At 58.4% G+C, this 17,126-nt stretch carries 15 protein-coding genes; 5 read left to right on the top strand and 10 right to left on the bottom strand.

The annotated features are described in order from the left end of the window. Window positions 1-4 precede the first annotated feature (4 nt). Window positions 5-589: a hypothetical protein gene (locus Q0650_RS06880; RefSeq protein ID WP_298817241.1), complete on the top strand. Its 585-nt coding sequence runs from the start codon at window positions 5-7 to the stop codon at window positions 587-589. Between the two features lie 148 nt (window positions 590-737). Beyond that, the gene (locus Q0650_RS06875) at window positions 738-2,411 is read left to right on the top strand and encodes a ribonuclease J (RefSeq protein WP_298817239.1); all 1,674 of its coding nucleotides are present in this window, start codon (window positions 738-740) and stop codon (window positions 2,409-2,411) included. A 95-nt stretch (window positions 2,412-2,506) separates the two neighbouring features. Here Q0650_RS06875 and dcd read toward each other — a convergent pair whose 3' ends face one another. The 4 genes from dcd to serC form a co-directional block, all read right to left on the bottom strand. Next, entirely contained in the window at window positions 2,507-3,067 is a 561-nt protein-coding gene (gene dcd, locus Q0650_RS06870) for a dCTP deaminase (RefSeq protein WP_298817237.1), read from the bottom strand. 68 nt (window positions 3,068-3,135) lie between these two features. Continuing rightward, window positions 3,136-4,266, bottom strand: coding sequence for a glycosyltransferase family 4 protein (locus tag Q0650_RS06865; RefSeq protein WP_298817235.1), 1,131 nt, complete (start codon window positions 4,264-4,266; stop codon window positions 3,136-3,138). A 33-nt stretch (window positions 4,267-4,299) separates the two neighbouring features. Beyond that, window positions 4,300-4,680, bottom strand: coding sequence for a VOC family protein (locus Q0650_RS06860; protein ID WP_298817233.1), 381 nt, complete (start codon window positions 4,678-4,680; stop codon window positions 4,300-4,302). After that, entirely contained in the window at window positions 4,673-5,755 is a 1,083-nt protein-coding gene (serC, locus tag Q0650_RS06855) for a 3-phosphoserine/phosphohydroxythreonine transaminase (protein WP_298817231.1), read from the bottom strand. Before serC ends, Q0650_RS06860 begins: the two co-directional genes overlap by 8 nt. Before the next feature lie 133 nt (window positions 5,756-5,888). Here serC and Q0650_RS06850 point away from each other — a divergent pair, with 133 nt between their 5' ends. Further along, complete coding sequence (locus Q0650_RS06850; protein WP_298817229.1) at window positions 5,889-7,172, top strand: NAD(P)/FAD-dependent oxidoreductase; 1,284 nt, start codon at window positions 5,889-5,891, stop codon at window positions 7,170-7,172. A gap of 68 nt (window positions 7,173-7,240) precedes the next feature. Continuing rightward, window positions 7,241-7,882: an SH3 domain-containing protein gene (locus Q0650_RS06845; RefSeq protein ID WP_298817227.1), complete on the top strand. Its 642-nt coding sequence runs from the start codon at window positions 7,241-7,243 to the stop codon at window positions 7,880-7,882. Window positions 7,883-8,061: 179 nt separating this feature from the next. Here the strand turns inward: Q0650_RS06845 and Q0650_RS06840 are convergent, their stop codons facing one another. The 5 genes from Q0650_RS06840 to Q0650_RS06820 all read right to left on the bottom strand — a co-directional run bounded on the left by Q0650_RS06840 (window position 8,062) and on the right by Q0650_RS06820 (window position 13,784). Beyond that, window positions 8,062-9,312 carry an ABC transporter permease gene (locus tag Q0650_RS06840; protein WP_298817225.1) on the bottom strand — a complete coding sequence of 417 codons (1,251 nt, stop codon included), beginning with the start codon at window positions 9,310-9,312 and terminating at the stop codon, window positions 8,062-8,064. Window positions 9,313-9,424: 112 nt separating this feature from the next. Then, a complete protein-coding gene (locus tag Q0650_RS06835; protein WP_298817223.1) occupies window positions 9,425-10,225 on the bottom strand; it encodes an ABC transporter ATP-binding protein in 801 nt (266 codons plus the stop codon). Window positions 10,226-10,358: 133 nt separating this feature from the next. After that, the gene (locus tag Q0650_RS06830; RefSeq protein ID WP_298817221.1) at window positions 10,359-12,119 is read right to left on the bottom strand and encodes an efflux RND transporter periplasmic adaptor subunit; all 1,761 of its coding nucleotides are present in this window, start codon (window positions 12,117-12,119) and stop codon (window positions 10,359-10,361) included. Between the two features lie 3 nt (window positions 12,120-12,122). Then, window positions 12,123-12,767: a TetR/AcrR family transcriptional regulator gene (locus Q0650_RS06825; RefSeq protein ID WP_298817219.1), complete on the bottom strand. Its 645-nt coding sequence runs from the start codon at window positions 12,765-12,767 to the stop codon at window positions 12,123-12,125. Between the two features lie 678 nt (window positions 12,768-13,445). Beyond that, window positions 13,446-13,784, bottom strand: a complete 339-nt coding sequence (locus Q0650_RS06820) for a zinc-ribbon domain containing protein (protein WP_298817217.1) — start codon at window positions 13,782-13,784, stop codon at window positions 13,446-13,448. A gap of 727 nt (window positions 13,785-14,511) precedes the next feature. Between Q0650_RS06820 and Q0650_RS06815 the strand changes: the two genes are divergently transcribed. Then, window positions 14,512-15,927 carry an ammonium transporter gene (locus Q0650_RS06815; RefSeq protein WP_298817214.1) on the top strand — a complete coding sequence of 472 codons (1,416 nt, stop codon included), beginning with the start codon at window positions 14,512-14,514 and terminating at the stop codon, window positions 15,925-15,927. A gap of 78 nt (window positions 15,928-16,005) precedes the next feature. Here Q0650_RS06815 and Q0650_RS06810 read toward each other — a convergent pair whose 3' ends face one another. Beyond that, window positions 16,006-16,818: an ECF transporter S component gene (locus Q0650_RS06810; protein ID WP_298817212.1), complete on the bottom strand. Its 813-nt coding sequence runs from the start codon at window positions 16,816-16,818 to the stop codon at window positions 16,006-16,008. Between the last annotated feature and the right edge of the window lie 308 nt (window positions 16,819-17,126).

Here is a 17,126-nt window from a genome sequence, read left to right as displayed (position 1 = left end):
ACCAATGTCTCGAGTGTATCTCCTCTCGCCTGTCGGTCGGCGTGACAATCTATTGATGATCGTCGCTGCAATGCTCTTGTGGCTGCTGGCCCTGTGGAGCTTTTCTAACACGCTCCAGCTTAGCCTCCATCCGCTTCAATTTTGGCATGATCTGCTTCGCATATCGGCGCAACCTCCCGTCATCGAGCAGGTTGTGCCGGCGTTGTTCCTGCTCGTGTTGATTGTTGCAACGCCATTGCTGGTTTGGAACCTGATTGTCGAGTGGGGGGCTGCGTTTACAATCGATGATGAAGGCTTGCGCTACGAGGCAATCGGTGTCCGACTGCTCTGTCGCTGGAATGATGTGCTCGGCGCGCGTCCGCTTCCGGCAGTCGATGATGAGGTGATCGTCATCTCTTGCCGGATCGATCCGGCAGACGCGATTGTCAATCCGGCGCGGCGCTGGTTGCATCGGATGGCGCACGGTCGGCAACGATTGGTGATCGGTACAGGTGTCGAACGGCGTGCTGAATTGGTCTCGATGATTGAGCAAGCAATTGCCCACACGTCGGCTGAAGCCGGACAGTTGGAGCGCGCGCCGGTTGGTTAAACCTGTCGCTGGCAGGTCTGGGCTAGTCAGGGCGGCGTGATGCCCTGTCATCATACGTTTGTGCGGGTCAGGACGATGCCCGCTGGTTATTGTTGAACCGATTAGAAAGGAGCAAGGGTCGATTACGTGCCGGCCCTAACTGAAACCTATGGCCAAACAACGTCTCCGTGTGATTCCACTCGGTGGCGCCGGTGAGGTCGGTCGGAACATGTGGGTGGTTGAGTATGGCGATGATATTGTCATTCTCGACTGCGGCGTCATGTTTCCCGATGCCGACATGCTCGGCGTTGATCTCGTGTTGCCCGACATTACCTATTTGCGCGAGAAGACGGATCATATCAAGGGGATTTTAATTACCCACGGTCACGAAGATCATATCGGCGCAGTGCCACATTTGATCGCCGATTTGGGATTTCCGCCAGTTTACGCGACGCGGTTAACGCTTGGTCTGCTCAGCAATCGGCTGAAAGAGCATCGGTTGCAGGATAAAGTCACCACTGTGCAGATTACCGAGCGCGAGCCGTTTCAGGTGGGTTGCTTTACGGTTGAAGCATTTCACATTGCCCACTCGATTCCCGATGCAGTTGGTTTTGCGATCACAACACCCGCCGGTCTGCTTATCTACCTGACCGATTGGAAGCTCGACCATACTCCGGTTGATGGTCGTCCCACCGATCTCGAAAAGATTGCCGAACTTGGTAATCGCAAACCGCTGGTGCTGATCACCGACTGTGTGCGGGTAGAGTCGCGCGGTTACACGCCGAGCGAGGCAACCGTTGGCGAGGCGTTCGATAACATCTTTGCGACTGCTCCTGGCCGGATCATTGTCGCAACCTTTGCCTCGAATATCAGTCGCGTGCAGCAGGTGATTGACTCAGCCGAAGCCTACGGGCGCAAGGTGATGCTCGCCGGGCGGAGTATGGAGACCAACGCTCGCATTGCGTTTGAGCTAGGCTATCTGCGCGCCGATGAGGGAACGATCATTCGGCCACACGAGATGTCGGCCTATCCCGATGACGCGATTGCCATCGTCTGCACCGGCAGTCAGGGTGAGCCAATGGCTGCCCTCAACCGGATGGCAAACCGCGATTACCCTAACGTCAAGATCAAACCCGGCGATACGGTTGTGCTTTCGGCCACCCCCATCCCCGGCAATGAGGTCAGCGTCAATAAAGTGATCAACAATCTGTTTAAGCTGGGTGCCGAGGTGATCTACGGGCCGGAAGCGCGAGTGCATGTATCCGGGCACGCCGCTCAAGAGGAATTGAAGCTAGTGCTGGCTTTGTTGCGTCCCAGCTTCATCGTGCCATTCCACGGCGATTACCGCCATCTGATGCTCTACCGCAAGCTGGCTACCGGCATTGGCGCAGTTGCCGACAGCGAGCGGGTGTTGCTGGCCGAAGGCGGCACCATCATGGAGTTTGCGCCTGGTTTTGGCAAGATTACCGGTAAAGCGCCGGTCGGCTATATCTACGTCGATGGCACAACGGTCGGTGATGTGGGCAATGTTGTGGTGCGTGATCGGCAGTTGCTGGCGAAAGACGGCATGCTGATTGTCGTGGTAAGCATCGATAGCGCTACCGGCGAACTGGTCGCCGGGCCAGATGTCGTTTCGCGCGGCTTTGTCTATATGCGTCAGAGCCAGGATCTGATCGAGGCAACCAAAGAGACGGTGCGCGCTGCCCTTAACAGCAAGAATGGCGCCGGCTCGACTGTTGACGCTGCCTACATCAGCCGCAAGATTCGCGATGTGGTGAGCGAGTTTCTCTACCGCGAGACGCGCCGGCGGCCTATGGTGCTACCGATGGTAATGGAGGTGTAAACAGCAACAACAATGCGGCGCCATCCGGCGCCGCATTGCCGCATGATCGGCACGGTGATGACAGGTCGATTGCTCGTTGGGCCAGCGCCGTGCCGCTACGGATCGATCCGTGGCAAGACGATGCCGGTCTGCTTCTGGTATTTTCCTTTCTTGTCGGCATACGATACTTCGCACACCTCATCGCTCTCCAAAAATAATACTTGTCCGATCCCCTCGTTGGCATAGATCCGCGCCGGTAGCGGCGTGGTGTTGCTGATTTCGATGGTGACGTGCCCTTCCCATTCCGGTTCGAGTGGCGTCACGTTGATGATAATCCCGCACCGCGCATAGGACGATTTCCCGATCACGATACAACACACATTGCGCGGAATGCGAAAATATTCCAGCGATTGGGCCAGCGCAAACGAGTTGGGTGGAATGTCAACGTAGTCAGCCTGAATATCGACAAATGAGCGCGGGTCGAATTGCTTGGGATCAACCAGGGCATTGTAAACGTTGGTGAAGACTTTGAAGTGATCGGTGACCCGCATGTCGTATCCATACGAGGTCAGGCCATACGAGATTACGCCTCGTCGCACTTGATGATCCACGAACGGCTCGATCATCCCGTGTTCAAGGGCCATCCGCCGTATCCAGCGATCAGATTTGACCGGCATTGGGTTATACCTCCTCCTGCCAGAGTACAAAGGGTTGTTGTCTGGTTGAACGCATACACCGACGGCTTTTAGTCAGATCGATTCACGCTGCCTTCAGCGCGATCCAGCATTGCCCGATAGACTGCGACGTGACGGCGGGCAATGGCCGCTTGGGTAAATTCGTTCAAGACGCGCGCCCGCCCGCGTTGAGCCAGTTCGATGCGCAGTTCCGGCTGTTCAATCAGGCGGGTGAGCGCCGCGCGCAAGGCGACGACATCGCCTTCGGGAAAGACGATCCCGGCCTCACCGATCACATGCGGGATCTCGCCGCAGGTTGAACCAATAACCGGCACGCCACAACTCATCGCTTCAATCAACACGCGACCAAATTGCTCTTTCCAGTTTGACTGCGCGCGTGATGGCAAGACCAGTACATCTAGCTCACGCAGTGCCGCTGGCACTGCGGTGCTGCTCACGGCAGGCCTCAATTCGACACGTTGCTCAAGCCCCAGTCTGGCTGCCAGATGGCGCAGCCGCGGCCCCTCAATACCGTCCCCGATCAGGCGCAGGCGGGTATGGTCAGGTAAGCCAGCCAGGGCAGTCACCAGATCGGCTACCCCCTTTTCGGGTACCAGTCGGCCCAGGTAGCCGATAATGAACTGTTCTGACTGACGTGGCGTAGCCGCCGGTGAAAAGAGATCGGGGTCAACTCCAAACTGTGGAATGACGCTGATGGGACCGCGATAACCGTGCCGGCGAATGATAGTCGCGGCCTCTTGATTGCCGGCAATGGCGTGGGTGGCGTGACGCAGGTTGTAGCGTTCAAACCAACCGAATGGTGGCGGGTAGCGGCGGTCGATATTCGCCCAGTTATAGAAGCAGCAGCGCGCGCCTACCTCTACGCCGATCCGCATTGCTTGAAAGGTGGCCAGATTAAAACTTTCTTCATCGATGTGAAAAACGTGTGGTCGCAGTCGGTGAATGAGCGGGCGCAAACCGCGATAAAAATGGATGTGATGATGACCGTTGAAGACCATCGGCAAGGTCAAGAGCGTGTATCCCGCGGTAAAGCGCCGTTCCAGTGGAATCAACCCTACCCGTGGTTCGCGCCAGCCAGATGGCGCCAGCACCGTCAGTTCCACGCCGAGGCGCGCAATCTCCTCCAGCTTGCGCTGGTATGCGCCGGCGACCACGGCCTTTGAGAGCATGACAACACGCATACGGGGATATTCCGGGCAATTGCGCGCTTCTGGTCAATCCGCGTCGAACGGGTGTAGAAATCGCTGCACTTCTAGGCGATAGCCGTCGGGATCGCGCGCAAAGAAATGGTAAATGCGGTAGCGCGGATTCTCGCGCGGCTCGCCATCGGTGGCGATCCCGGCGGCAACTAAGCGCCGATAAACTGCATCGACATCGGCGGTAACGATAGTCAAAATCAACCGATCATCGACAATGGGCGGTTGAGCCTGTTGACACAGACCGAGATAGCCACCGCGCGCCACCCGATAGATGTGAATGCCGCCTTGATCGAGCGCCAGTGGCAGACCGAGGGCAACGCCGTAACAGGTCGCGCTCACCTGCAAGTCGGTCACCGGCACGAACGTGATCGCGGCGGCGTAAGGCTGCTCATCCATACCGCTGGGCAAACTCCTGCATAAACTGAGCCAGCGCTGTTGCCGACTCAACCGACACTGCATTATATAGCGAGGCTCGAATCCCGCCAACCGAGCGGTGTCCGGCCAGACCTACCATGCCGGCAGACTGCGCTTCACTCAGGAACTTCTTTTCCAGTTCTGGCGATGGCAGGCGGAAAGTAATATTCATAAGGGAGCGCGCTGCCGGCGCCGCATGACCGGCGTAAAACCCATTACTTTCATCAATCGCGGCGTAGACCATTGCTGCCTTGCGCGCATTGCGTTCGGCCATTGCCGTTAGTCCACCCTGATCCTTGATCCATTCCAGCACCAGATTGACCATATAGACGGCAAAGACCGGTGGGGTGTTGTAGAGCGAATTGTTCTTGGCGAACGTGGCATAACGCATAATAACCGGCAAATCTTTGCGTCCGCGCTCGATCAGATCCTGGCGAATGACGACAACCGTTACACCGGCGGGGCCGAGATTCTTCTGCGCGCCGGCATAGATGAGGGCAAACTGACCGGCATTGAAGGGCCGGGAGAGGAAATCGCTGCTCATATCAGCGACCAGCGGCGCCGGGCCGAGTTGCGGCAGTTCGGCTGGCCACTGCACACCCTGAATAGTCTCATTCGTCGTGATGTGCAGGTAAGCCGCCTGTGGATCAGGCGTGAATGAGTCTGACTCTGGCAAGCTACGGTAACCCTGGTCGGCTGTGCTCGCCAGCAAACGAGCCTGACCGAGGCGTTGCGCCTCTTCAAATGCCTTTTCGCCCCACGAGCCAGTCACGATATATTCGGCGAAGCCACCGGTGGGCAAGAAATTGAGCGGGATCAGGGCAAACTGCATCGAGGCGCCACCCTGCATAAAGAGCACCCGGTAATCATCGCCAAGACCTAGCAGCGCCTTGAGATTGGCCTCGGCGGCGGCGTTAATGGCTTCGTACTCCTTACTGCGGTGGCTCATCTCCAGGATCGACATCCCTGTGCCGTGATAATCGGCCAGTTCGGCTTGCGCGCGCGCAATCACCTCAGGCGGCAATGCTGCCGGGCCGGGATTGAAGTTGTGAATCATTGATCGCCCCCTTTAACCTTGCGTGCAGGCTGGTTGTAGCACATAGTATACTCGAAGAGGTAACGTGTCTGTCAGTGTGGAGCTGAATTGCAGATACTGCATGCGCTCCTGGTGATGCTAGAAGGACAGCTCTATGCGCATACTGATTATCGGTGGCGGAGTGGCCGGGTTGGTCTGTGCTCGCGCTTTGCATCGCGCCGGTTACGATGTCACGCTGATCGAGGCGAGTGATGGTATTGGTGGGCGAGTGCGTTCTGATTGCGTGGACGGCTTCATCCTCGATCGAGGCTTTCAAGTGCTTTTCACCGCCTATCCGGCGGCGCGGCGCCAGCTCAATCTGGCTGCCCTCGATCTGCGCGCTTTCGATCCGGGCGCGATTGTGGCCTGGCGTGGTCGGCGCGAGGTGTTAACCGACCCGTTGCGCGATCGTGATCCGGCAGCGTTAATTGGAGCGGCGCTTACCGGTATCGTGTCGCCTGCCGACAAACTGCGCACGCTGCAACTGGCGCTGCGCCTGCGCCGGCAAACGGTCGATGAGATTCTGGCCGGCCCCGACCGCGCCACACTGACGGAACTCAAGGCGCTCGGTTTCAGTGACCAGATGATCGATCGCTTCTTCCGTCCCTTTTTCGGTGGCATCTTTCTCGACCGCTCGCTACAGACCAGCGCCAAGTGCTTCCGTTTCAATTTTAAAATGATGAGTGATGGCGAAACCGTCGTTCCGGCGCGCGGCATGGGTGCCATTGCCGATCAGCTCGGAGCCGAGTTACTGCGAGCCGGCAAGGTGCGGCTCAACACGCGCGCGGTCGCGCTGCTCAACAACGCCGACCGGGTGACCGGCGCTCGATTGGATGATGGCAGTGAACTGCTCGCCGATGCGGTTGTATTGGCGACCCCGGCGCCTGAAACTGCGCGCCTGAGCGGATTGCCGATGCCAGAGGGAAGCCTTGGTTCTTCGTGCGTCTGGCTGGCTACCCGTCACCCTCTCTATCGCGGTAAAAAGTTGCTTCTCAACGCTGAGGATAACGCTTTTGTCAATACTCTGGCGCCGCTCAGCGCAGTTGCGCCCACGTATGCGCCCTCCGGCTGGCACCTCTACGCCGCTGCCATCCTCAGCGTTCCCGAAATCGACGACAGCACGATGATGGCCCGCGTGATGGTTGATCTTCATCGCATCTTCGTCAACGAAGCCGCAGCTATGACCACGCTGGCCAATGCTCGCATCTTGCGAGTTGATCGCATCCCATTTGCCCAATTCCCGCAGCCACCCGGCCTGCATCCCAATCTGCCCGATAACCGCTCGGCGCGGCGAGGACTCTATCTGGCAGGTGAATTGACTGAAGCCAGCAGCATCAATGCGGCAATTCTCAGCGGCGAGCGCTGCGCTGAGGCGATCCAGGTCGATCTTCCCCGATGACGAGAGCCGGTTGACGGGATATAATGCATCTACCTGCAATGGTTTTCAGCCTGGAAGGAGCGGCGCGTATGATCAACTACGGCAGCAAAAAGGAAGAGGGCGGCGCGAGTGAGGGAATTGGCGTAGCAATGCGCTCGATGAGCGAGCAGATTGGTCGGCAGGCCCAGGAGATCAAACGGCTGCAAGAGGCACTCGAAGCGGCGCAACAAGATGCTGCCGCGGCAGAGAAAGCGCGCGCGTCGCTGGCGGAAGCCGAGGCGCGGATGGCGCAAATGGAAGCCGAACTAAAGCGGTTGCAGGCCCAGCTTGCTGCCGCCACAGCTTCCGCTCCGACTGAAAGTAGCGGTGGCAAGAGCGTTGCCGGGTCGGGTGAGAGTGGCGGTATCGCTGGCGCAATCGCCGGCGCTTTGGGTGGGAGTGGCGCAGTAAAGATCGGCCCGGCGACCCCGACTGCGTCTCCATCGACTGACGGTGGCTTGCAGATCGGCGGCGTGGCGTATGTGCAGAAGGCGGGTGGTAAAAACCTGCGCCGGCGTCAAGCGCCCGGTCTCGACTCGACAGTGCTTGATTGCCTTCCTCCCGGCACGCAGTTGACACTGCTTGCCGGCCCGCAAGAGAAGGATGGCTACCCATGGTGGCACATCCGTACCAGTGATGGCCGAGAAGGATGGGTAGCCGGCACTGAGCTGGTGACAGAACCTGAGGATTGATCGGCTTCTTCCTGCGACGGAACAGTCGGGTTCGCGCATCCCCGGTTTGGCTGAGCTGAGCGCGCAAGGGCAACGTTTCTTATCCGGTGGGTAATAGCAAATCTCTCGTTCGGTGGGAAAGTGATTGAGGGGCGCAATGCTGCGCCCCCCAGTATTTCTGGCCATCAGGGATCGCGCCGTTATTCGTACCGCAATGCCTCAATCGGTGGCAACAACGCCGCGCGCCGGGCCGGGTAATATCCAAACCCAATACCGATAGCCGAAGCGAACGTCAGTGCCAGCGCAATCCCGATCCACGACACGCCGGTATTAATTCCGCTGACTGCCCCGATGATCCAGACGATCCCGATTGCTCCCATCACACCGATCAGGCTGCCGACCAGACTCAGAGCCACTGCTTCCATCACAAACTGGCCCAACACATCGCCGTCACTGGCGCCAAGCGCTTTGCGCACGCCAATCTCGCGAGTGCGCTCAGTCACGGCGACCAGCATGATGTTCATAATCCCAATCCCGCCGACCACCAGACTGATTCCGGCCACAACTGCGATGAAACCGGTGATCGCTGTGCTGATTGCAGATAGAACAGTCAAGGCCTGCGTTGGCGTCTGTAAATTGAAATCGTTGATCGCCTCTGCTGGAACGTTGCGCGCTGCGCGCAAGGTGCGCTCGATCACCGCAACCGCTTCATTGACTTGCTGTTCGCTCTGGATGCCGAGCAGGATACTGCTCATGCGCAAACCACGTCCGGGCAAATCGAGATCGCCGATCAGGCGCAGACGCATCGTGCTCACCGGAGTAAAGATGCGGCTATCAGTCGAAAAGGGTCCGCCATTCTCGCCGATGATCCCGATGATCTCAATCGGCTGGCCGTTGACTTCAATCGTCTGCCCAATCACGTTACGCAACGCCTCTTTGTCAGCGCCAAACAGATCGCGCGCGACCAGCCAGCCCAGTACACCGACGCGCGCTCCCTCTGCCTCGTCAGCCGCGGTTAGAAACCGACCGTAGAGCATCGGCGCGCGTTGCACTTGCGGGTAATCAGCACTGGTGCCGACTAGTAAGGCTTGTAGCGCGACTGTGCCGGCGCGTGCTTGCGTACTGACCGTGATCTCTGGCGCAATAGCGCGGAACAGATCGGGCCGCCCGGCAACCATCGACTCCAGTATCTGATAGTCTTTGACCGAGAGCAGGCCATAACCGGGCACGTCGCGCGCGCCTTTTGCTTGCGGATCGCCGGGTGTTACCGCGATCCGGCGCGTACCCAGATCGATGAACTGCTCAAAAACCTGGCCTTGCAGGGCATTGCCTAACGACAACACTGCCACCAGTGTGCCAGCGCCGATGATCACGCCGAGCATCGTCAGCAACGAACGAAATTTATTGGCGCGCAGGCTGTCGAAAGCCATTGCGATCAGTTCGTTGAACATACCATCTTCCTCTTTACACGTTCTTGTCTATCTTGATGCGCCGCAGATGTCGAGCGCACTGCCAGCGTTCGCGCGCAACGATCTGCGCTCGTCGCGCAAGGCAGGGCGCTAATCAGGCTGCCTCGTCGGTTGGGCGGCGCACCGGCACTGGAACCGGCTCGAGGCCGCGCGCGCGCTCAACCTCTTCCAGCACCTCGACACCGTAATACTCGCTGAGAATGTTATCGACCAGCCGTCCATCGCGCAGTCCGATCACCCGATCCATATGGCGGCCAATTTCAGGGTCATGAGTAACGATGATAATCGTGCGCCCCTGATCGCGGTTCAATTCGCGAAAGAGGGCCAGAATCTCGGCGCCGGTGCGCGTATCGAGCGCGCCGGTTGGCTCGTCGGCCAGGATGATCGCCGGATCATGTACCAGCGCGCGCGCAATCGCAACCCGCTGCTTCTGCCCGCCTGACAGCGTATTGGGCAGACTGTCAAGTTTGTGTCCAAGCCCGACCGCCTCTAGCGCTGCGCGGGCCCGCGCAGCGCGCTCGCGCGCTCCGATCCGCCCATACACCAGCGGCAGCTCCACATTCTTCTGCGCTGTCAGGCGCGGGAGCAAGTTAAAGTTCTGAAACACAAAGCCCAGTTTGCGGTTGCGGATGCGAGCCTGTTCCTGTCGGTTCAAGCGCGAGACATCGATGCCGTCGAGCAGATACTGACCAGAGGTCGGACTGTCGAGCAATCCGATCAGGGTCATCAATGTGCTCTTGCCGCTCCCTGATGGTCCCATAATTGCCACCATCTCGCCTTCGCTAATCGTCAGGCTAATATCGTCAAGCGCCAGGAACTCGCCGTCGCCGGTAGGAAAGGTCTTGCGGATGTTGCGAAGTTCGACAATTGGTCGGCCAAGGTATTCCGTTGTCACAGTAGACTCCTTGCTTGTGGGGGAAGTGACCGGTCGAAGTGAACGTGTCACTCCCCGTCTATTGGTAAGTTCAGGTGTTTAAGATCGATACACAACACGACGACATCAGTCATAGAGCGCGATGGCATGCGCATCAACGCACCACTACCTGCTCACCCTCGGCCAGGCCACTCTGGATTTCGACCATACCATTGGCGCGCAGCCCGACCAGCACCGACCGTTCGCTCAAGGCGCGCTGTCCGTTTTCTGCCACTGTCACCACATCAACCAGTGTCTTTGCGCCGACATTGCGAATCGCGGTGACCGGGATCTGCAATACGTTGCTTCGAGTTGCGGCAATAATCGCGGTTGTGGTTGTCATGCCTGGGCGCACCGGTTGACCGGCGGGATCGAAGGCGATGGTGACCTGGTACGCAGTCACCCCGCTGTTGCCGGCAGGCAACGGCTCAACATTGACCACTTGCCCGCGGAACGGCGGAGCATCGAGGGCGTCAACTGTCACCTCAACCGGTTGACCGGTCGTAACGCGGCTAATGTCAACTTCGTCAACCGTCACTTTGATCAGATACCGGCTCACATCGATCAAGATGATGGGCGCCTGATTGCCAACGGCTTCACCGGGCGCAACATCAACTGCAGCGACCACGCCGGCGAAGGGCGCGCGCAGAGTCGCTTCATCAAGCCGGATGCGCGCAGCTTCGAGCTGGGCCTGAGCCTGGGCGAGACGGGCTTCAGCGCGGGCTAGATCGCTGGCGCGTGGATCGGCGGTGAGTTGAGCCAGACGCGCCTGAGCCGCTTCAAGCTGCGCCTGCTGAACGACAATCGCGCTCTGGCGAGCCGCGCCGGTCAAGCGGGCCAATTCAGCTTCGGCGCGGGCCAATTGGGCGCGCGCAGCGGCTACGGTGTCGGTATTCGGCCCGGCCAGCAGCGCATCGAGATCGGCTTGCGCGCTGGCGACCCGCGCCTCAGCGGCAGCCAGACCGCTAATCTCATTCTGCACTGCCGTCTGATAGGCGATCTGCGCCTGTGCCAGCCCTGCTTCTGCGTCGGCCAATGCGCGGGCGGCGCGCTCAAATGCGCGCTCGAAATCGCGCTGCTCAGCTTCATTGAGCGAGCGTCCGCTGCGCGGATCGGTTCCTTTGGCTTTGACGTGTTCCCAATTCCAGTAGGCATCACTATACGCGCTCTGCGCATTGCGAACCACATTAGCCTGCGCTTCAATCCGGGCTTGCGCTTCAGATTTGGCTGCTGACAACAGCTCGCGCTGGCGCTCAAGTTCGGCTTTGGCCTGCGTGAGCGCCGCCTCAGCGCGCGCGCGCTGCTCTGGGGTTGGCCCATTAAGCAACTCCTGCAACCGCGCGCGGGCCTCTTCTACCGCTGCCTGCGCTGCGGCTACATCCGCCGGAGTCACACTCGCCTGGGTCTGGGCCAAACCAGCTTGCGCCGCCGCCACCAGCGCCGCAGCTTCCGCCTGCTGCTCCGGTGTCGCCCGTTCGCGCAGCGCCTGCAAATCGGCCTGGGCGAGCGCCACTGCCGCCTGCGCTGCGGCCACATCGGCCCGCAGTTGGCGATCATCGAGCCGTAACAATGGATCGCCAGCAGTCACCTGCTGCCCGACCGTTACCAATACCTCTTGCACCCGGCCAGGAATGGTCAGGCTCAACGCTGCCGTCTGATTCGGTTCAATCGATCCAGTGGCGTTGACGGTCAGACGCAGATCGCCGCGCACAACCGGCGCTAGCGTGACACCGGCAAGTGGATCGGTCGTAGAAGCGGTAGTCAATCGAACAATGACTGTCACGATAACGGCCAGTAGCAAGCCAGCGGCAATCAAGACCGGCCAGGAAAGACGTGGAAGACCGAAACGGGGGCGAGACTGGGGTATCGTACTCATAAGTTATGCTGCTCCTGTCAACGGATTGGGCGTGGCCCGTCTGCCAGCGCCATTGAGAAAAAGATCGACCAGTAAAGCCGGTGATACCTCACCAACCCAGCGCGTGAACGGATTGGTGGGCGTCAATTCGTGAAATGTCTCGCACAGACTGAGAAAGAGGGTCGCGAGCATCGTTGGCGCGAGATCGTTGCGGATGAGACCGGCAGCGCCGGCTTCACGCATGAGTCGGATCAGCGGCTCAAACAGATGCTGGTAGAACGCAGCGCTCAGCCGGGCGCGAGCCGCTTCACCCAGGTGTTCCATCATCTCATGGCGCATCACCCGCATATCGCCTTCGTACCCGTTAATCAGCAAGGTCGCGATGGCGCGCAACCGCTCGACGAGCGGAAGATCTGCGCTGACCAATTCGGCCAGCGGTTCACTCATTGTTATGAGGACGCGCAATCCCATCTGTACAAACAGTTCCTCTTTGTCACTGAAGTAGTAGTAAAGCGTGGGTTTAGTGACACCGGCGGCATTGATGATGTCATTAATCGAAACCGCTCGATAACCACGCTGCATAAAAAGGTGGCCAGCCACGTCGAGAATGCGTAGCGCAGTGGGGCTATCAATGATCCGCGGATCGAGCGTCAGGTTGAACTCTGTCATTTCAAAAGACCAATCTCATCTATTCTTACCGACCGGTAAGTAATATAGCATGATTGTCGAAGATTTGTCAATATCTTGCACAGATTTTGTCATGGAAAGCATTTCATGGGAAGCATTGGCGAGGTTCGATCTGGTCAACCGGGCGGGCTTGGCGCGTAGAGGACGCGCGGCTTGCCGCGCAGAGTGGGCGCATTGTGAGCTGTCATGATGCGATGCGGGAAGGGATCAGACCGGTCAACCGGGCTGGGTTGGCGTATAGAGCGCGCGGCTTGCCGCGCAGAGTGGGCGCATTGTGAGCTGTCATGATGCGATGCGGGAAGGGATCAGACCGGTCAACCGGGCTGGGTTGGCGTATAGAGGGCGCGCAGCTTGCAGCGTAGGGGAATTGTAGCTGGTTGTTGAGAGACCAGTCACACCGGCAAGCGCAACCGTTCATCGACGGGGAAGATGCAGGGAAGAGCGTCCATGATGACGGATCGGCGATTGAACCGGATAGAGGGATACCCATCCGCTCTGCGCGCATGCAAACCACCTGATATAGCTCAACAAAAAACACCGAACCCACTCCAGAGCCGAGAGTGGGTTACAGGTATCAGGACACTGCTTGCCAGGTTTCTATCTGATGCGCAACTGACGATGGCACAAGCTGTGGTATCGCAGCGCGGTCACCATCGCCTGTCAGAACATCGAGCGTTGACTGCCCCGCATTCGGTTAAAACACGAGCTACAGTAGACCGGCTTGGTGCCGCGGGGAACGAATGGAACGGTCGTTTCTTGTCCACAACTGGCGCACGTCACCTGGTAATTTACTCGCTCACGCCCAACTGGCGCAGTATGAGCAACACGATGACGCTCTGCCGGGGCACTCATTTGAGTCTTGCGCGCTTTGCGACACGATGGGCAACGCACCGGCTCATTGGTGAAGCCTTTGGCAGCGTAAAATTGCTGCTCTCCCGCTGTGAAAACGAAATCCATCCCACAATCCCGACAGGTAAGGGTCTTGTCTGCGAAGCTCATGGCTCGCTACTCCTCTAGCAGAACAACGAAGGGTTTATTGGGCCGGTGCGTAAGGCTGCGTTGCGTCCGTACTCGACCGAGGGGAGTCTCAGCGGGGGAGCGCTAGCGCGTACCAAATCCGAACCACTCTTGAATGTTGATTATACCAAATTTTTACTAACGCGCAAAACGGTTTTGCTATCCGATCGGACAGAAGCGTCTGACCAAACGTGAGCGATTGGGGGGTGGTTTGAAACCGGGCTCTGTCGCGTTGTTCATATTCTGCCGGCGCTAGGGGTAGAAGGATGTTGTGTCTCGTGATGACCTGCTTATGCAAAAGATCCAATCCGCTACTTGCAAACATTGGCAAACCTATCCATTGGCAGACTGAAGCAAGCTTGTTATCATACCGATGTCTAATGACTGCACAAATTGGTGATCGCCAGGATGCGTAGATTGCAAGGGGGTGAACACGCGCTGCGTGAGCATCATCTGCGGCGTTGCAGTATGAACCACGCGCGCCAGAGCGAGGAATCGTTTCAGGGGTGCATAACTGTTCGGAATTGCCTTCTCTTTTCACAAGTTCATAGCAAGGGCCACTGGTCGCTTGCGCGCGCGATGAAGCTGATTTGGCCTGCGACGAGGCAGAGGCAGATGGTTTGTGCATTTTTTCTAAAATCTCATGGTGTCTGAAACCATGGATTGCATGCAATCGCTGAGCAGCACTACGGTTTAAGGAGTTTTTCTCATGAAGCTTGCATGGCGCACAAAGATCGGTCTCGGTCTTGGTATTGGCCTCGGTCTCTGGCTGGTGGGTAGCGGACGGGCATTTGCGCAGGAAGGGCCAACAACGACAGAACTTGCAGTAGCCATGAATACGTTCTTCCTCTTCATTGCTGCTGCGCTGGTCTTCTTTATGCAGGCCGGTTTTGCGATGTTGACCGCCGGTCTGACCCGCTCGAAAAACACAACCAACATTCTGTTTAAGAACCTGATGGATTTCGTGATGTGCTCAATCGCCTTCTGGGCAGTCGGTTGGGGCATCGCTTACGGCACTTCAGCGAATGGCTTCATCGGCACCGACCAGTTCTTCCTCGCCAATGTTACGGCAGAGGGTGAGATTCCAGTGCTGGCAAGCTGGTTCTTCCAGGTCGTGTTCGCTGGCACAGCGGCAACCATCGTGGCTGGCGCGATGGCCGAACGCACAAAGTTTGTCGCTTATCTCGTCTACAGCTTCATCATCTCACTCTTCATCTACCCGGTTGTTGTTCACTGGGTCTGGAGTGGCGCCGGCTGGTTGAATACCTACAGTGGTAGCACTGAAGGGAACTGGGGCTTTACCGATTTCGCTGGCAGCACGGTGGTACACAGCGTTGGCGGCTGGGCCTCGCTGGTAGGCGCTATGATCCTTGGCCCGCGCCTCGGTCGCTTCGGCCCTGATGGCAAGCCGCGTGTCATTCCTGGCCACAACATGTCGCTGGCTGCGCTGGGCACATTCATCCTCTGGCTGGGCTGGTTCGGCTTCAACCCCGGTTCACAACTGGCGATTGCGTCGCAAGGTGATGCCGATGCGGTGGCGCTGGTGGCGGTGACGACGAACCTGGCAGCGGCGGCTGGCGCATTAGGCGCCCTCTTCACCGCGTGGCTGCGCTATGGCAAGCCCGATCTGGGCCAGACCCTCAACGGTGTTCTGGGTGGCCTGGTGGCGATCACGGCTGGTTGCGCCTACGTCGATCCGCTTTCAGCAATTATTATCGGCTTCATCGCTGGTCCGGTCGTTGTCTTCTCGGCTGAGCTGCTCGAGAAGCTCAAGATCGATGATCCGGTCGGCGCAGTTCCGGTTCACCTGTTCAGTGGCATCTGGGGAACGCTGGCGGTCGGTCTCTTCGCTTCAGTTCCTGGCAATACCGGCACGACTGGTTTGTTCTACGGCGGTGGCGCGACCCTGCTCATCTCGCAATTGGTTGGTGTGGTGGTAATCGGTTTATGGACGGTAGCGACTGCGGCGCTGATGTTCTTCGCTATCAAGGCGACGATCGGTCTGCGCGTGAGCAAAGAGGAAGAAGAGGCTGGCCTCGACATCGGCGAGCACGGCATGGTTGCTTACCCCGATCTGGCGGGCACTCCGGCGGGCAGTGGCGTGAGCGGCGCGCTGGCCAAGTAATAGAATATTTCCCCTCCTCCTTGCGCCCCCTCCTCCTGAATGGAGGAGGGGTTTTCTTTTGCGCTTAAGCGCAGCCTGTCAATGAGCATCCACTGCAAACCAGAATCGGTTGCGAAAACGGCGTAATTCTTTGAGAGCTAATCGCCCTAGCAGCGCAATCAACAGCGCATTCCCCAACGCGCGCGTGGCGTCCCATGCCAGCGAAGTCACCGTGTAGAAGATGAAGTATTGCTGGATCGTGGCCGTCAGCCCAGAGCCTGGCGTCCAGCCGAGCGAGCCGGCTGGCGCAAACGGCCAAAACCAGAGGTTCATCAGCGCTCCGAAGAGGAATCCCCACAGATAGCCGAAACCTGCCAGCATGGTCAGCTCGCCCCATCCCCCCGGTTTTAGACTGCGACCGAGCGGTGTCAGCAATCCGGCACTCATACCCATCCAGCCGCTGACAAACATCTGAAAGGGTAGCCATGGCCCTATTCCACCGGTGAGGAGCGCTGAGACGAGCAATCCCAACGCGCCGAGCAAAAAACCGAAACGAGCGCCGTACACATAACCGGCCAGGATGATCAAAAAGAAAAAGGTTGGCGAGTCACCAGGCCCGGCTGGCAGGCGCAACAATGCGACCACACCGGCGAGTACGCCAAGCGTAGCCAGTGCGCGCGTGTTGAGCCGACCGGCACTCAGTTCGGCAATCAGCAGGATCAGCAACGCAGGGCCGAGTATCGCAAAGAAGATTGGCGCAGTTGTGGCATGCGCTTGCTCAAATCCGGTCTCGGCGCGCCCCATGGCAAAAGGATAGAGAAACGCAATTGCGCCGAGCAAACAGATGAGCGCCAGAGCCAGATTGCCGGCCCATGCCGCCGGCTGGTTGTGGTGTGAAGGAGATGTGTTCATAGCCGCTATCATACCAAATCCGGTTGGGATGGTGTGAACCAGTGGATCGCCGCGTGCCGCCGCTGTAGATTGCAATTGTATGCCGATGGGGTGAGAACGAACAGAGACGCTTGCATGGAGCTAATGACATGTAATCGATGAGAGGTCGTGAATATTCAATTAAATGGTAATATTAACCAATTTACATGTTGACTTTTATCAATGTCGTGATAAAATGTTTTCAAGTCTGGTAAATATCACCATGTATCTGATGAAAGGAAGTGGTCGATGATGCGTGACCTGTATCACCACGAAACGCTCAGTGCTCG

This window comes from uncultured Chloroflexus sp. (assembly GCF_937129525.1).
Lineage (GTDB): Bacteria > Chloroflexota > Chloroflexia > Chloroflexales > Chloroflexaceae > Chloroflexus.
This window is presented reverse-complemented; position numbering and strand designations above follow the sequence as displayed.

What these genes read in the sequence shown, in the direction of transcription:
- Q0650_RS06880 (WP_298817241.1), top strand. Translation starts at nt 5, where the DNA reads ATGTCTCGAGTGTATCTCCTCTCGCCTGTCGGTCGGCGTGACAATCTA.
- Q0650_RS06875 (WP_298817239.1), top strand. Translation starts at nt 738, where the DNA reads ATGGCCAAACAACGTCTCCGTGTGATTCCACTCGGTGGCGCCGGTGAG.
- dcd (WP_298817237.1), bottom strand. Translation starts at nt 3,067, where the DNA reads ATGCCGGTCAAATCTGATCGCTGGATACGGCGGATGGCCCTTGAACAC.
- Q0650_RS06865 (WP_298817235.1), bottom strand. Translation starts at nt 4,266, where the DNA reads ATGCGTGTTGTCATGCTCTCAAAGGCCGTGGTCGCCGGCGCATACCAG.
- Q0650_RS06860 (WP_298817233.1), bottom strand. Translation starts at nt 4,680, where the DNA reads ATGGATGAGCAGCCTTACGCCGCCGCGATCACGTTCGTGCCGGTGACC.
- serC (WP_298817231.1), bottom strand. Translation starts at nt 5,755, where the DNA reads ATGATTCACAACTTCAATCCCGGCCCGGCAGCATTGCCGCCTGAGGTG.
- Q0650_RS06850 (WP_298817229.1), top strand. Translation starts at nt 5,889, where the DNA reads ATGCGCATACTGATTATCGGTGGCGGAGTGGCCGGGTTGGTCTGTGCT.
- Q0650_RS06845 (WP_298817227.1), top strand. Translation starts at nt 7,241, where the DNA reads ATGATCAACTACGGCAGCAAAAAGGAAGAGGGCGGCGCGAGTGAGGGA.
- Q0650_RS06840 (WP_298817225.1), bottom strand. Translation starts at nt 9,312, where the DNA reads ATGTTCAACGAACTGATCGCAATGGCTTTCGACAGCCTGCGCGCCAAT.
- Q0650_RS06830 (WP_298817221.1), bottom strand. Translation starts at nt 12,119, where the DNA reads ATGAGTACGATACCCCAGTCTCGCCCCCGTTTCGGTCTTCCACGTCTT.
- Q0650_RS06825 (WP_298817219.1), bottom strand. Translation starts at nt 12,767, where the DNA reads ATGACAGAGTTCAACCTGACGCTCGATCCGCGGATCATTGATAGCCCC.
- Q0650_RS06820 (WP_298817217.1), bottom strand. Translation starts at nt 13,784, where the DNA reads ATGAGCTTCGCAGACAAGACCCTTACCTGTCGGGATTGTGGGATGGAT.
- Q0650_RS06815 (WP_298817214.1), top strand. Translation starts at nt 14,512, where the DNA reads ATGAAGCTTGCATGGCGCACAAAGATCGGTCTCGGTCTTGGTATTGGC.
- Q0650_RS06810 (WP_298817212.1), bottom strand. Translation starts at nt 16,818, where the DNA reads ATGAACACATCTCCTTCACACCACAACCAGCCGGCGGCATGGGCCGGC.